Origin of the sequence: Massilia sp. TSP1-1-2, from assembly GCF_049896185.1 — a bacterium.
Taxonomy (GTDB): domain Bacteria; phylum Pseudomonadota; class Gammaproteobacteria; order Burkholderiales; family Burkholderiaceae_D; genus Telluria_A.
This window is the reverse complement of sequence record NZ_JAFCTU010000002.1, coordinates 232,685-248,213: the sequence shown is the minus strand read 5'-3', so window position 1 is coordinate 248,213 and position 15,529 is coordinate 232,685. Positions and strand designations below refer to the sequence as shown.

The following is a 15,529-nucleotide window of genomic DNA, read 5'->3' as shown; positions in this document are numbered from 1 at the left end:
AAACAAAGCCGAATTTGTCGGGATGCTGGTCCACGTTTTTGGTTTCGATATCCCAGCACCGATCTATCTCAAGTTGCAAGATGGACTAAAAAAAGGAACGATACCTAATCCTAAGATCGTGCTGATGACCGGCGGGCATTACCCGGCCTCCTTCGACAACGAAACGCGCATCATCATGGCCCATCAAGTGGCAGCCGATCGTGCGGTGAAAGACAACGAAGAGTCGGGCGAACTCCTCATTGCGCTAATCCACGAATTTGGACACTATATTGACGTCGTATTGCGGGAGGATCTTGCGGACAAGGACGAGGACGGCAAATCGACAATCGCACGCGACTCCGAGAAGGAAGAGGGCGCTGCGTTCGCTTATGAAGTCGCGTTCTTTGATTACCAAAACACTCACGAAACTATCTATGCTTCGTATTCATCCCCTCAGTACAAGGGCCCGCTAAAGATAAACTATGCCGACATACGCCAGGAAATCAAGCGCGTTCAGGCTCAAGATGCCCAACGTCAAGATGGTGCCGAAGGCCGGGTATCATTCTTCGGGGCGGGGTATGGTGAGAATTACAAGGACCATCCGTTGACATCGTTTGGCCATCGGTCGATTGAGCTCGCTTTACGCGCAAGTCATACTAAATTTCGCAATGACATTCTGCTGAAAAGGATCTATTTTGGTAATTGGTTACGCGATTATTCGCAAGTGTTGGACCCGGCCATTGTACGCAAGGCCGGGGAGCCGCTGGAGTTCCCGAAACTTGCTAGTCGCGAAAACTTGACAGCATTGGTCAATATCATGGCGTTTATTGAATTCGTCGGAGAGGAATCACGCGAAGACATTAAGTTGTACGCGGTCACTCGCGAGCGCCTAGGGGTCTATAAACCGGTCGAACATATCGATAATCCGACGAGTGCGAAAAAATCGGCGCCGGATCCAAAGACAATTGATACGGATTTCGATCCACCGGCAAAACCTGAAAGCCTTACAATCGATCCGACGACTTCAATGAAGCGGTACATTTCTACGTCGCGCGACTACATGCGCAAAGAAATCAATACCGCAGTGGCCCTCGGCCCAACATCGGAAGGTTGTCGCCATCTGGGCGCAGGATTGCACGTACTTGAAGATTATTTCGCGCACAGTAATTTCGTCGAACTCTCTCTTCGCAAGCTTGGGCATACAAATGTGTTGGCTTGGACAGCTACAGCGCCATGTATCCACAAGATACCAATCGTAACAGGAATGTTCAATCCCGACGATGTTGTTGCAAGTACTGCGGGAACCATCGCAGATCTTCTATTCAAGGTCGATTGGGAGTATGATCCGAAAGACCCGACGGCACACACGCCGGCTGATAGAATTGTCCTAATCATGCTGCGCGAACATAATTATCATGAATGGGTAACATATTACCTGTGGTATATCGAAGGTCGCGCTTACGTTTACAATATGCGTGGAATGGAAACAAAAAGGAAGATTTTTCATTACACTTTTGGCTTGTTAATTAATATCCATAACTGGGTATTCTCGACACTCTTGCATACCGTCGGAAACAGCGTGGATGATTCACAGACATTACTAAAAGGTTATCCAGGCGAGCACAATTCCACTGATCCATCGCACTCCCAGCTTGCAAAAGACCATGATAATCATCCGTTCCACACGCTCGCCGCAGCATTGGCCAAACATGCGGTAGCAGATGTAGGCAATGTTCTGGGCGCTAACTGGTGGGACGGGCGCAAGGACGCCGATCCGGCGGCAAGGGCGGCCTCATATTTAGTGCACCCTTATGATTGCCACTGGCAAGATGAAATTGTTCGCGACTGGGCGCTTCGACACCCGGAGCAAATAAAGCAAGGTGGGGATCCAACTTTGTGGCATACGCTTAAGCGACAGCACGAGAAAGAAGTGCGGAAAAAAATCGAAACTATACGAAAGGATAGTGCTTCAACCTGGGATTACGTCAACAAGTACTATGAAGATCTGTTCGGCGAAACGAATAAAGTCTCGCCTAATTTTGGTAAGAGCAAAGTCCTTCCTGCTCCACCGAAGCCGACGACTCCTTTGAGATTTACGTCAGCACAGCCTAATGCAACTGTGCCTGCCGTAGCTAAAACAGCAGCACATGGAAAGCCATAATGGAACAGCAAGGGGTTTCTGATCTAATCTATTAAAAAGGCAGAAAAATGTCCACGAGTTATCTAAATCACCATGAAAGATGACGCGATTTATTTCTTAGATAAGAAGGTGCAACTGGGGGGGGGCTTTGGAGAGTTGGAGAGCTGCTATTTCGGCGCCCTCAAGGTGTACAAAGAACAAAGTCGGTACCATTATGTGCACTTGGGATAGCCTTGGGTTAGAAGTTGGTACCGAAGACACGCAAAAAACGGTGGGATTTGAGAATCTTTATATCTCTTTTCCAGACTTTTTGACTGATCCAAATACCGTGCATTACGCCGCGCTACCTCCCCAGTCGCGTTTCTCCGGGGAGCTCACATTCGATGGCGCTGTTATAAATCAAAACACCGGGTTCGATGAGGTACGTTCCAATCGCAATAGAAACGTTCGCTGCGGGACATTGGACTGTTCAACACCGCATGGAACATTCTCCGATAGGGTGCTGTTATTTTTTCACCTCAAGGGAACCAGGATGACCGATACGGTTGAAAGCATTAGTTTTTCATTAAGAGAACCACCCGACGGTTGACGTCGGCGAGTGCCCAACGGGCTGCAGACTAAGGTTGGCATGCCACTAGCCCTCCGCTTAGAATGGAAGCAAAACCAAATTTTTCAGCTGAGTGGCGTGCAAGAATCCGACGATATTGCCAAGATGGGCTTGTCCACCGCTGATTAATGTTTCCAATTGACATGCGCTCTGGATCACACCAATACGCAGACTGATCTGTAGCGCCTGCTGCCCAGGAATGGCAAGGATGGCGCCTCCGCTCTGATACTACATTAGCGAACCAACTTATTGACGAGGAAAAAATGTTAAAGAGTCATTTATTAGGAATCATGTTCTCCCTCATGCTGATGGGATGTGATGCCCAGAATCCTGTCGCCGCTATGGCGGATTCGCCAAAACCAACTACTGCTCGGGCTAGTATTGCCATCAGCATGAAAGATGACGGGATTTATTTTTCAGATAAGAAGGTGCGGTTGGGTGGTACCTTGGAGAGTTGGAAAGCTGCGATTTCGGCACCGTCGAGGTGTACAAACGCAAAGGTGGGGGCCGTGTTGTGCATATGGGATAGCCTTGGCCTAGAGGTTGGTACTGAAGACAAGCAGAAAACGGTGGAATTCGTAAATCTTTTTATCTCTCTTCCAGATGATTTCACGGACCCACATACCGTGCACTACTCCGGGCTACCTCCGCAGGCGCCATTCGCCGGAAAGCTGACATTCGACGGAATTGTTATCAACAAATACACTGGCTTTGATGAGATAAGGCCCAAGCTTAATCGGAATAGATATGTACACTGCGGTACACTTGATTGTTCTACTCCGCAGGGGAAATTTTCCGATGAGGTGCTTTTATTTTTTCACCTCAAAGGAACCAGGAAGACCGATGCGATCGAAAGTATCGGTTTTTCTTTAATAGACCATTCTGCCAAATGACGTTGGCGTTTGTACAAAGCGGCAGAATGCATCAGATATACCACGTGCGACCAGCACGGTAAATTGTAGATCGCAGTGGCGTAGCAGGCTGCATCGGATTGAGCGGCAGGTTTTTTAACTAGGTCATACGAAGTATTTGTAGGCGGAGAAATGTTAACGAATTATCTATTTGGAACTTTGTTTTCCCTCATACTGATGGGATGTGATGCCCAAAAGTCTCTTGCCGCGGTAGCGGAGTCACCAAACCGAAGTACTGCTCAGGCTGGTATTCCCATTAGCATGAAAGATGATACGATTTACTTCTCGGATAAGAAGGTTCAATTGGGCGGAACCTTGGAGAGCTGGAAGGCGGCGATTTCTACGCCGCCAAGGTGTACAAAAGCAAAGGTCGGTGCCATTTTGTGCATATGGGATAGCCTTGGCTTAGAGGTACCGAACAGACACAGAAGACGGTGAAATTCGTAAATCTTTTTATTTCACTTCCAGAAGATTTTACTGACCCAGATACCGTGCATTACGCCGGTCTACCTCCTCAGTCGCCTTTCTCCGGGAAGCTGACATCGACGGCGCTGTTATAGACTGAAACACCGGGTTCGATGAGATACGTACCAAGCTAAATCGCAATAGAAATGTTCGCTGCGGGACAATGGATTGTTCGACGCCGCATGGAACATTCTCCGACAGGGTGCTGCTATTTTTTCACCTCAAAGGAACCAGGAAGACCGATACGATTGAGAGTATTGGTTTTTCGTTAAGAAATCCGTCCGAGGAATAGCGTTGGAGGGCTGCAGAGTAAGATCATGCCGACTCTACCTCTAGGCTTGGACTGGACGCAAAGCTAAAATTCTTCAGCTCGCTAGTGAGCAATAATTCGACAATATTGCCAAGATTGGCTTGTCAAAGCTGATTAATGTTCCAACTTTGGCATGCGCCCGGGGTCCACGCGCGTACACAGGCTGATCCGCAGCACCCGCTGCATAGGAATAGCAAGGATTGCGCCGCCGGTCTGATACCACAGTAGGCCCCAACTTATTGATGAGGCAGAGATATGGCAAAGAGTCATCTATTTGGAATCATGTTCTCCCTCATACTGATGGGATGTGATGCCCAAAAGCCATTTTCCGCCGCCGCTGATTCGTCAGAATCAACTACTGCTCTTGCTGGTGTTTCCATTAACATAAAAGATGACGGGATTTATTTCTCAGATACGAAGGTGCAGTTGGGTGGTACCTTAGAGAGTTGGAAAGCTGCTATTTCGGCGCCTTCAAGGTGTACAAACGCCAAAGTCGGTACCATTTTGTGCACGTGGGATAGCCTTGGGTTAGAAGTTGGTACCGAAGACACGCAAAAAACGGTGGAATTTGTGAATCTTTATATCTCTATTCCAGAGTTTTTGACTGATCCACATACCGTGCATTACGCCGCGCTGCCGCCCCAGTCGTCTTTTTCCGGAAAGCTAACATTCGACGGCGCTGTTATAAACCCAAACACCGGGTTCGATGAGATACGTTCCAAGCTTAATCGCAATAGAAACGTCCGTTGCGGGACACTTGACTGTTCAACGCCGCATGGAACATTTTCCGATAAGGTGTTGTTATTTTTCCACCTCAAAGGAACCAGGAAGACGGATGCGATTGAAAGTATTGGTTTTTCGTTAAGAGACCAGTCCGATGAATGACTCCGGCAGGCTGCAGGGTGAGGTCTTCCCGACTCTACCTCGCGGCTTGGAACGGAAGCAAAGCGAAGATTTTTCAGCTTACTAGTTGGCAATAACCCCACAATATTGCCACGGTCAGCTCGTCCGTGGCTGATTAGTGTTCGTACTGCGGCATGCGCACTGGGTGAAAGGAACTCGGAAATTGCGGTAGTGAGGATGGATGGCGATTTTACGCGCGCTGATGGTGCGCAACGAGGCCGCAGCCTGTTCGGACTTACGCACATGAGCTGCGCAAGAATATTTAGCGTAAGCTTTTTGGTATTACTGGTTGGATCAGGCCAACGACGCATTTGCAGAGTGCCATTGACAAGCTTGGAGGTCCTCAGAGTTGGCAAGCAATTCAAAAGCAGGCGGATACCGATGCCAAGCTCCTATCCTGCTGCGATCCCCCACGTGGAAATATCTGACGCGCCGGCGCTGCAGCGCCTGGTAATTGACGGAAAACGAGCAGATCGTTCGAAGTATCCGAGGTGTGTAAATGGAAACTAATGATGCCGTAGGGGACGCCAAATTTCGGCCAAGCTTGGACTTGCGCTGTGCGGTTCTTAATGAGGCAACAATGAAAAAATTGATTCTTCCACTTTTTCTAATATGTGGGGCTTTCGTCGCCAGCAATGCGCAGTCCCGGCCGCTCTGTGAGCCGACCGCCGCCGCAGGTAACCCCACATGGACGCGCGTTTATGTAAAACCCGTGGACCTCAAAGCCGGAGGCACATTGCCCGGTCTTGACGGCTCTCGCGTTGTTGCCACCGATGCGTGGAGGCCGGCTCCAGGGGAAGGGCGTGGCAAAAGCTTGCCTTGGCAATCGCGGGTCAATTGGGACGCCTATCCTCAGCCGTTGGCAGACCTTACATCCTCCATCATCTATGTTGATGCGGACGACAAGGGCGTGAAATACCCTTGTCGAGTTGAGGCGAGAGACTTAACCGAAACGTCCCGGGAGCGTCGGGATAAAGCCGGACAGTTGGTCCGTCCTGGCGCTGCTGACGTTCGCGTGTACGAGCTCACGAAGATCTTCTATGACCAGCGTTCACGTATCGCGGGCGTGGCGCAATTCGTCCTCGATGACCGCCATTTGGCCCTCAAGCGTGAAAAAACGGAGTGTTTTCACTATAACCGAACGGATGGTTTTTTGGGCGCCGCACCTGCTAGCGCGGAGACATGTACCGCATCGTCCCCAGAGCAGATCGAGGAACGCTACGTGTACACAGAGGCCGGGAAACTATTGCGGAGGATTGACGTCGAGAAAAGCATGCCTGGATTGGATGGCAAGCCGTTTGTCGTAAAGCGGGCCGGTGTTGTCGTGTATGGCGAGACCGGTCAGCCTATTGCAGAATATGCCGAGACCGAAGAAAACAAACGCTACCGCCGTAGCCTTGCGGCGAATGATGATTTGACCAGATACGCCGGACTCAAGGTCATAGCGTCCGCAAATGAGATTGATACTGTAGCCGCCCAGGGCGGTACTCTGCTCGGTTTTTGGCAAATATACTCGCTGCCAACCAAGGTCGCCAATGCAAACGATGGTGTGTACGAGAGCAAATATTCGGTGGCAAGGGGGACCAGGACGCACATCACGTCGGCGGACAAGGCAAGGCTTTGGGCAGCTTTACAAAAGCAAGATCACGACCTGATGCTGGACGCTCAAGGAAAATTCTTGCTAGTACCCGAGGCGACGCCGGCAGTATGGAAAAAATGCATTAACTATCGCGTCAATACCGTCGAAACATGCCCTTGATTTAAGACCGCATCGGCAGTTTGAACTTGTGATGAAATCCCACCGTTTGCCTGGGGGCGCACTCTCGGGGGACGTCCATGCTTAACTGGCTATATGAAGGCCGATGGGCGAGCCGCGAACGTTTGAAGCATCATTGTCGTTGGGATAGCAGGCGCATTGATTCACGACCAAGTCCGGGTTCTACACACAGTCCGGCCGGCTCACTGACCCTTCAGGCGCTCCACGTCGCTGAGCGCTCCCGCCAAACCGAGTCTGTGGGCTTCCTTGTAATACGCAAGTGCTTGCTTAATTGCTCCTGCCCCGCCTTCGCGCTCCGCCATTTCGCCAAGATGGTGGTGCGCCAGGGCATTGCCTCCAGCAGCACCCTTGAGGAAAGCAACACGCGCCTCCTGGGTCTTGTTTTCAAGTAGCATGAGTGCGCCGTAATTGGTCATCGCATTGGCTGAGTTCGCATCCATGGCAATCGTGAGCCAATGGACTGCTTCTTTTAGTAAGGCGGCGCGGTCATATTTTCCGGGGGGCATGCCGTATTCCTTCTGCAACCGCAGGCAGTCAATCATCTGCACGTATTGTCGCCCAGCGCGCGATGCCGTCTCGGCGCTTTTGTCGATTGCGTAGGCTTGTGTAAAGTAATCAGCTGCCTCTTGGGACAACACCAGCGTGCCCTCGAGCTGATCGGGATAGCGGGGCCGCAGCGGCGAATATGCGCGACCGAGGTTAAACAGCGTCGGATTGTTGAAGCCCATCGACAACGCTTTCTTGAAGCTGGCAATGGCTTCCTTGCGATTATCCTGATCGAGCGCCATGATGCCCATGTTGTGCGCGGCCCTCGCAGAGCCCAGTGCCAGTGCCTTGTCGTACCACTCCTTCGCCTCGTACAAGTCGATCGGCACGCCGAGTCCCAGGTGCTGGGCTTTGCCAATCAGAAAGTTTGCCTCGGCATTGCCGGACGCTGCATCCTTATAGGCGCGCGCCTGAAAAGCAGGATAGTTTTTATCGAGCAGCAATTGTTCGAGCGGGGAGACAGGACCTGCTTGCGCATCAACATGCACTACCAATGCGAACAAACGGCAAAAGGGAGGCCAGGAGAGGGCGGAACGACATCGGGAACATCAGCATCCTTCATTGAAATTTCGGTGGGTAACGCTAAATTGCATGCTCGTGAGCGGAATTACACCAGGGACGGTTGCACTTCGCACGTTCACATTGCTACATCAGCACTTTATCCTAGAAGCCGCGCGCCAGGTTGGCTTTTAGGCAATTTTCTCAGCTGCCGATCCGTTTCCAAAACGACGTCAATATTTTTATATTGGATTGATTCCGATGCCGTTCGAGCTGCACAATGGGGTTAACGATTTCATCTCAAAAGCAAATAGCCCACACGAGGTGGGCTATTCTTGCTGCTCAAGCACCCTTGGGCGCCTGTAAAAGAGCCGGCATCACCCGGCCCCAGGAGGAAAGCTTACTTCGACTTCGAGCCCGATGAACCGCCAGACGACGACTGCGATCCGCCGGATTTGCCACCGGACGAGCTCTTGCTGTCGGAGTCGCTCTGCTTGTTGCCGCCCGAGCTTGAACGCGACGAGCCGCTATCCGAATCGCTTGCCTTGCTGCCGGACGATTTCGACGAGCCGCTGTCCGAATCGGACTGCTTCGACCCGGCCGAGCCACCCGACGAGCTGCGCGAGCCGCTGTTCGAATCGCTCTGCTGGCTGCCGCCGTGGCTCAGCTTGCCCGCTTCGCGCGCTTCTTCCGACGTGAATTCGTGGGCGTTGCCCGAAGCGTGTGCTGCACGGCCGCCTTCAGCGGCGATTTCGCGTTGCTTTTCAGGATCCATCGATGCGAAACCGCGGTTGCTGGTGTCGCCGCTCTGGTTGTTGCCGCCCTGGTTGCCGCCGCGATTGCCCGACTCTTTGTCCGACTGGTTATTGCCTTTGTTGTTACCGCCTTGATTGGTAGCCATTATCGTTCTCCTAGTATTTATGTTGAGTAGAGTTACTGGAACTAATCGTTTCAGCTTTTTCGCACCGTTGTGTGTTCGTTGCGAGAGACTTCATAGTAGGCGAGCGCGGCAGAATGTTAAGTCGGCGGATAGCCAGTGCGTATGTAGGATGAGATAACGTAGTTTGCTGCCTGTAGACCTACGAAATTAAAGGATGGAAATGATTGATTTTGGAAAGAATTTCATGGAGAAATTATGCCGCGACGGCAGGAGCATCCTCCATCGCATGCAACCGCACCGCCCAGACCACGCCGACGATCAACAGGCACACGGCCGCCAGCTCCAGCGGGCGCGGTGTCTGGTGCGCATGAATAAATCCGTACAGCAGCGCGAATAGCGTTTCAAACAAGATCAGTTGGCCGGACAGCGTGACCGGCACGCGGCGGCTGGCGATGTTCCACAAGTGGTTGCCGATCACCGATGCACCCAGCGCGAGCAGGGTGTTGGTGACCCAGAACACCGTCCAGTCGCGCCCGCTTGCAGCGGCGCCGGCACCGGTAATATCGCCATGAAAAACGGCCAAGCCCGCCAGTCCGATCAGCACCGCAATCGCACCGCTGGCCAGGCCGTACAAGGCCGACCATTCGGCGCTGGTGAACTGCGCATTGCGCTTGAGGAAGCGGGCGTTGTCGACGGTGTACCAGCTCCAGCACAGCAGCGCTCCGGTCGCGCACGCCAGTCCCAGCAGCGTGCGGCCCAGGTCGGCGTTGATTGCCCGCGCATGCTGGAATACATCAATGTTGATGCACGCAATGCCCGCCGCGACCACCAGCAGCGGCAGCGCCAGGCTGCGCAGCGCAACGGCGCCATGATCCTTGCGGCCCATCAGCGTCACGGCAATGGGCAGCACGCCGATGATGAGCGAGGTCGGCGCCACGCCCGCCAGCTTGACGCCCAGCGCGAGCAGCATGTAATAGACGATGTTGCCGGCCAGCGCGTGGCGCAGCAGGGCTGCATAATGGCTGCGCTCGAGCCGCCCGAACAAGCCGCGCAGGCGGGGCAGCATCAGACCCAGCGCCCCGTACGCCGTGTAGCGGCCCACGGCCAGTTCCACCGGCGAAAACGCGCTCTGCAGTTCCGGCACGATGAACACCATGCCCCACATGGCGCCCGCCACCAAACCGCACACTACACCTGTCCACATCGTCGCTGTTCCAAAGGGCAAGGGCAATAGTGTCGCACACGGCCTTGTCGCGCGCCGCGTTGACACTTAAAATCAAAAAATGCTATAGTCAAAGAGTTAAATTGGAAACCCTTCCAACCTTCAAGCAGGCATAGACCAGCTTACCCAGGAGACAAGATGTACAACGTATGTAAAGTCGCCGCCGTAGTCCTGCTGGCCTGCGCCGGCACGGGCGCGCGCGCCGCCGATCCCAAGCCCGACGTCATCCACTGGTGGACTTCCAGCAGCGAGGCGGCCGCCGTGCGCACCATCGCCGACGCCTACCGCAAGCAGGGCGGCGTCTGGAACGATGCGGCCATCGCCGGCGCCGACCAGGCGCGCGCCACCGCGATCAATCGCATCGTCGGCGGCAATCCACCGATGGCGGCGCAGTTCAACACCACCAAGCAGTTCACCGACCTGGTCGAGCAGGGCATGCTCAATAACGTCGACGACGTCGCCAAGCGGGAAGGGTGGGACAAGTTCCTGCCCGAGCCGATCCTGAACGTCATCCGCGTCAAGGGCCATTACTACGCGGTGCCGGTCAACATCCACATGCAGGCCTGGATCTGGTATTCGAAAGCCGCTTTCAAAAAGGCAGGCATCGCCAAAGAACCGGCCAGCGTCGATGAACTGTTCGCCGCACTCGACAAGATGAAGGCCGCCGGCATCGTGCCGCTCGCCCATGGCGGCCAGGCGTGGCAGGAAAACATCCTGTTCCTGGCGATGCTGGCCCATGTCGGCGGCACCGACCTGTACCTCAAGGTGCTACGCGAGCGCGACCCCGCCGCCATCAATTCGGAAGCCTTCAAGAAAGTGCTGAGCACTTACAAGCGCTTGCAGTCGTACGTCGACAGCGGCGCGCCGGGCCGCAACTGGAACGACGCCACCGCCATGGTCATCAGCGGCAAGGCCGGTTTCCAGATCATGGGCGATTGGGCCAAAGGTGAATTTTCAGCGGCCAAAATGACGGCGGGTAAAGAGTATGGCTGCGTCGCTGGCTTTAACGCCAGGTCGCCCTACCTGATCCAGGGCGACGCTTTCGTCTTCCCCAAGACGAGCAATCCGCAGCAGGTCAAGTACCAGAAGTTATTGGCCAGTACCATCGTCGCGCCCACAACCCAGGTCGCGTTCAACAAGCTCAAAGGCTCGATCCCGATCCGGGGCGACGTCGACGCTTCCAGCATGGATGAATGCGCGCGCACCGGCATCGCCATCATGAAGGACCGCGCGCGCCATGTCGGCATCGGCGAGGTCTATCTCACGCCGGACCAGAACGGCGCCATGCAAGACGTGCTGACGGCGTTCTGGAATACCAAAATGCCGGTCGAAAAAGCGCAAAAGGGGATCGCCGCAGCGCTCAGGAGCGAACAGTAAGCCAGGCGCGTACTTGTGGAGCATCGCCCGAATGCAGTATCCTTTGTCCTTCGATCATGGATGAATGAGCAAGCGCGTGGCGACTTTGAAAGATGTAGCATTGCTGGCCGGCGTGGGCTTGGGCACCGCGTCGCGCGTGGTCAGCGGCAAGGGTGCAGTCTCGCCCAAGACGCTGGCGCGCGTGCGCAAGGCAATCGAAGAACTCGACTTTCAGCCTTCCCACGCGGCGCGCTCGCTGATGTCCGGCACCTCGCAGATGATCGGCGTCTACATCCCCTTTTTAAGCGGGACTTTTTATACCCCCATTTTGCAGCTGGTCTATGCCGAACTGCGCGCCGCCGGCCTGAACATGGTGGTCGGCTTTGGCACCGGCAGCGTCGACGAACGCCGGCAGGCGGTGGAGGGCATTGATTTTCTCAATCAGCGCGGCTGCGACGGCGTGCTTGTGATAAGCAACGCGCTGCGCGAAGAAGACATCGCCGCGCTTGGCCCGCGCAAGGCGCGCCTGGTGCTGCTCAATCACTGCCTGCCGGGCATGGAGGAGCGCTGCTTCACGGTCGACCACAAGCTGGGCGGGCGCATGGCGGCCAGAGCGCTGCTGGACAAAAGACACCGCAGGATCGCCGTCATCGCCGGGCCCAAGTACGCCGCCGACAACGTCGAGCGCATCGACGGCTTCATGGACGAACTGGCGCAGGCCGGCATCGACACCGCCACCGTCTGGCTCGAGGAGAGCAACTTCGCGCCCGAGGGCGGCTGGGCCGCGGCCGACAAGCTGCTCAATTCCGGCTACGACTTTACCGCCGTGTTTTGCGCCAATGACGAAATGGCCGTCGGCGCGCTATCGTACTTTCAGCAGGCCGGCGTGGACGTGCCCGGCGCCGTCTCGGTGCTCGGCTACGACGACACCGACACCGCCAACTTCACCGCGCCGCGCCTCACATCCGTGCACATGCCCTGGACCGAGATGGCCCTGAACGGCTTGAACTGCCTGCTCAACCGCTGCTACGCCATGCACCGCCCGTTCACGCATGAGTACGCCGTCAGCGTCACCGCACGCGCCTCGCTGGCCAAGGCCAGGAGCACGCGCGCCACAAAATAAAAAACCGCCCGGTTCCGCTCGCGGGCGGTTTTTTTTGTGGTAAAGTGGAAGCGATTCCAATTTCTCGGCAGGCAACTTCCACCACCACGAACATGTCCATGACCAAACAACCTTCCGCACCGCACGGTTCCCTGTCGCGCGCCGATTTTGGCGCCGATTTTGTGTGGGGCTGCTCCACATCGGCATTCCAGATCGAAGGCGGCGCCAGCGCCGATGGACGCGTGCCATCGATCTGGGACACCTTCTGCCAGCAGCGCGGCGCCATCCGCGACGGCTCCGACGGCAGCGTCGCCTGCGACCATTTCAACCGCTGGCCCGAAGACATGGATCTTGGCCGCTCGCTCGGCTTGAACGCCTACCGCTTTTCGATTTCCTGGCCGCGCATCTTCAGCGCACGCGGCGCCGCCCCCAACGAGGCCGGACTCGATTTTTACTCGCGCCTGGTCGACGGCATGCTCGCGCGCGGCCTGGTGCCATGGGTCACGCTGTATCATTGGGACTTGCCGCAGTATCTGCAAGACGCGGGCGGCTGGACCAACCGCGACACCGTGGCCGCATTCGTCGAGTATGTCGACGTCGTCACCCGGCGCCTGGGCGACCGGGTCAAACACTGGATCACCCACAACGAGCCGTGGTGCACCGCCATTCACGGCAACCTCGATGGCATGCATGCGCCCGGCCTCAAGAGTTTGCCCACCGCGCTGCAGGTGTGCCACCACGTGCTGCTCTCGCACGGCTTGTCTGTCCCCGTCATCCGCGCCAATGTGCCGGGTGCCGCGGTCGGCATTGCCCTCAGCCTGCACCCGATCATGGCGGCCAGCGACTCTGCCGCCGACCAGCAAGCCGTCGCGCGCCATGACGCATTTCGCAACCGCTGGTTCCTGGACGCCCTGTATGGCCGCGGCTATCCAGTCGAGCCGCTGCAGATGATGGGCGCCGATGCACCCATCATCGCGCCCGGCGACCTGGCCGCGATCGCGGCGCCAACCGATTTTTTGGGCGTGAATTACTACTTCCCGGAAGTGGTCAAGGACGATGCCAACGCAGGCTTCTTGCGCACCTCCGTGGTCTTGCCCGAAGGGCGAGAGCGCACCGATTTTGGCTGGGAAGTGGCGCCCGAGGGCCTCACCGCGCTGCTGGCGCGCATCGCGCGCGACTACGCGCCGCCCGACATGTACGTGACCGAAAACGGCTCGTGCTATGACGACGTGGTGGGCGAGGACGGCAGCATCGACGACGGCAAACGCCGCGATTATCTGGTCCGGCACCTGGCGGCGGTGCGCCAGGCGCGCGACGACGGTGTGCCGGTAAAGGGTTATTTTGCCTGGAGCCTGCTGGATAACTTCGAATGGTCGGAAGGGTACTTGCGCCGTTTCGGTATTGCGTATGTCGACTTTGTCACCCAAAAGCGCACGCTCAAGGCAAGCGGCCAGTGGTACCGCGCGTTTTTGGGCGGCCAGGCATAGACGACGGGATCACGACAAAGCGGGGCAGCGTGCCACGACAGCTGCCCGCTTTTATACCCGGTACACCACCGCGAACCCGCCTCCCGGCGTTCTGAAATTGGTCGTCTGTCCCTGGTACACCCGCGCCGCCGTCCACTGCACTTTGCCGTCATAGCAATAGCAGCGGATGTCGAACTTGAGCTTCTCGGGCGCTTCGGCGGAACCCGCCATCCGCTGCGCCGGCGCCATGATCGCCTGCGCCACGTAGTCGCCGGCGAGAATATCCTGCCACGCGCGCTTGGTCAGCTTGTCGCCGCGATAGGCCGCGCGTCCGCCAAAGCCGGCGCTCGGCTTGAAGAACAAGCCGCGCCGCGCCGCCCACAGGCGCTCGGCCTGGTCGGCCTGCACCACTTCCGTGTGCGGAATGCCGGCCAGTAGCAGGGCGCGGGTAGCCTGCGGCACCCCCAGTTCCGTCAACTTGGCGTCGTCCGTCAGCAGCGCCAGATTGCGCTTGTCTGCATACAGCGCGTGCGCCTGCGGGTGCGGGGTGATCATGACCGCGTCAGCGAGGTAGGCGGCGCGCATGGCCGCGCTGTCGGGATGCTCCAGCGCGAAATCGGTCAGCCGGTTGTAGACCAGGTCCACGCTGCGGCCATCAATGTGCAGTCGCGTGCCATCCCATTGCAGGGCTGCGGGATCGGCGATGACGGCGTCAATGCCGCTGCGCGCGAAGAGCTGCTTGAACAGTAAAAATTCGGGATACAGGTACTGCGTCTCCGGCGCGGTGTCGACGATCGCGACCAGCCCGAGCGGCCCTTCTCGCCCCGCAAGGCGCCACTCTTGTAAAAACATGGCGATGATCTGCTGTTCGAAGCCGGCGCCGCCTTCGGATCCGTCCACGGCGCCTTGCGCGAGCGCGCCGCACGGGTCCTGTGCGCGTGCCAGGGCGGCGTTGAGCAGCGCGCCGCCCGCGTTGGTATTGATTTCAATGAGGCCGATGCGTTCGCCCTCCAGGTGGAAGTCGTAGCCAAAAAACACGCCACGCGCGCGCTGGGGGTGGCGGGCGATAGGCGCGGCCCCGGCCAGCACGTGCGCGCCGTACGAGGGCAGGGCGAGCACCGATTCCACCGCCCCGATCAACGCTTCCATCTGCAGCGCCTGCGCCGAGGACACATACACCGGCAGGGTCGAAAACAAATGCGGGCAGCGCTCGGCGATCAGCGCCGGCACGTCCGGCGTGCCGGGCGCCGAGCGCAAGGCCTGCGTCAAGGCGTCCAGTTGCAGGCCGCCGCAAAAGCAGTTACTGTTTAATTGTTCGGCCGCCTGGGCCGAACAATCCTCGTCACATGAAAGATTGGTCATGCGGA

General features: G+C 56.6%; 10 protein-coding genes and 1 pseudogene. 7 read left to right on the top strand and 4 right to left on the bottom strand.

Annotated features, from left to right (window positions below; all coding sequences use genetic code 11):
* Positions 1-22: 22 nt before the first annotated feature.
* The 4 genes from ACP7BV_RS02995 to ACP7BV_RS02980 all read left to right on the top strand — a co-directional run bounded on the left by ACP7BV_RS02995 (position 23) and on the right by ACP7BV_RS02980 (position 7,074).
* Positions 23-2,140, top strand: coding sequence for an HET-C-related protein (locus tag ACP7BV_RS02995; protein ID WP_426101414.1), 2,118 nt, complete (start codon positions 23-25; stop codon positions 2,138-2,140).
* An 849-nt stretch (positions 2,141-2,989) separates the two neighbouring features.
* The gene (locus tag ACP7BV_RS02990; protein ID WP_426101348.1) at positions 2,990-3,619 is read left to right on the top strand and encodes a hypothetical protein; all 630 of its coding nucleotides are present in this window, start codon (positions 2,990-2,992) and stop codon (positions 3,617-3,619) included.
* A gap of 1,048 nt (positions 3,620-4,667) precedes the next feature.
* On the top strand, positions 4,668-5,297 hold the full coding sequence (locus tag ACP7BV_RS02985; RefSeq protein WP_426101346.1) for a hypothetical protein: 630 nt from the start codon (positions 4,668-4,670) through the stop codon (positions 5,295-5,297).
* A gap of 598 nt (positions 5,298-5,895) precedes the next feature.
* Positions 5,896-7,074: a hypothetical protein gene (locus ACP7BV_RS02980; RefSeq protein WP_426101344.1), complete on the top strand. Its 1,179-nt coding sequence runs from the start codon at positions 5,896-5,898 to the stop codon at positions 7,072-7,074.
* Positions 7,075-7,274: 200 nt separating this feature from the next.
* Here the strand turns inward: ACP7BV_RS02980 and ACP7BV_RS02975 are convergent, their stop codons facing one another.
* From ACP7BV_RS02975 to ACP7BV_RS02965, 3 genes and pseudogenes are all read right to left on the bottom strand, one after another.
* On the bottom strand, positions 7,275-8,126 hold the full coding sequence (locus ACP7BV_RS02975; protein ID WP_426101342.1) for a hypothetical protein: 852 nt from the start codon (positions 8,124-8,126) through the stop codon (positions 7,275-7,277).
* 677 nt (positions 8,127-8,803) lie between these two features.
* Positions 8,804-9,037 (bottom strand): annotated as a pseudogene (locus ACP7BV_RS02970) (KGG domain-containing protein); the annotation flags it as partial.
* A gap of 232 nt (positions 9,038-9,269) precedes the next feature.
* Complete coding sequence (locus ACP7BV_RS02965) at positions 9,270-10,220, bottom strand: DMT family transporter (protein WP_426101340.1); 951 nt, start codon at positions 10,218-10,220, stop codon at positions 9,270-9,272.
* Positions 10,221-10,376: 156 nt separating this feature from the next.
* On the opposite strand from ACP7BV_RS02965, the gene ACP7BV_RS02960 reads away from it, so the two are divergent.
* The 3 genes from ACP7BV_RS02960 (at position 10,377) to ACP7BV_RS02950 (ending at position 14,183) form a co-directional block, all read left to right on the top strand.
* On the top strand, positions 10,377-11,615 hold the full coding sequence (locus ACP7BV_RS02960; protein ID WP_426101338.1) for an ABC transporter substrate-binding protein: 1,239 nt from the start codon (positions 10,377-10,379) through the stop codon (positions 11,613-11,615).
* Between the two features lie 76 nt (positions 11,616-11,691).
* On the top strand, positions 11,692-12,717 hold the full coding sequence (locus ACP7BV_RS02955; RefSeq protein WP_426101336.1) for a LacI family DNA-binding transcriptional regulator: 1,026 nt from the start codon (positions 11,692-11,694) through the stop codon (positions 12,715-12,717).
* A gap of 98 nt (positions 12,718-12,815) precedes the next feature.
* Positions 12,816-14,183, top strand: coding sequence for a GH1 family beta-glucosidase (locus tag ACP7BV_RS02950; protein WP_426101334.1), 1,368 nt, complete (start codon positions 12,816-12,818; stop codon positions 14,181-14,183).
* A 51-nt stretch (positions 14,184-14,234) separates the two neighbouring features.
* Here the strand turns inward: ACP7BV_RS02950 and ACP7BV_RS02945 are convergent, their stop codons facing one another.
* Positions 14,235-15,524: a hypothetical protein gene (locus tag ACP7BV_RS02945; RefSeq protein ID WP_426101332.1), complete on the bottom strand. Its 1,290-nt coding sequence runs from the start codon at positions 15,522-15,524 to the stop codon at positions 14,235-14,237.
* Between the last annotated feature and the right edge of the window lie 5 nt (positions 15,525-15,529).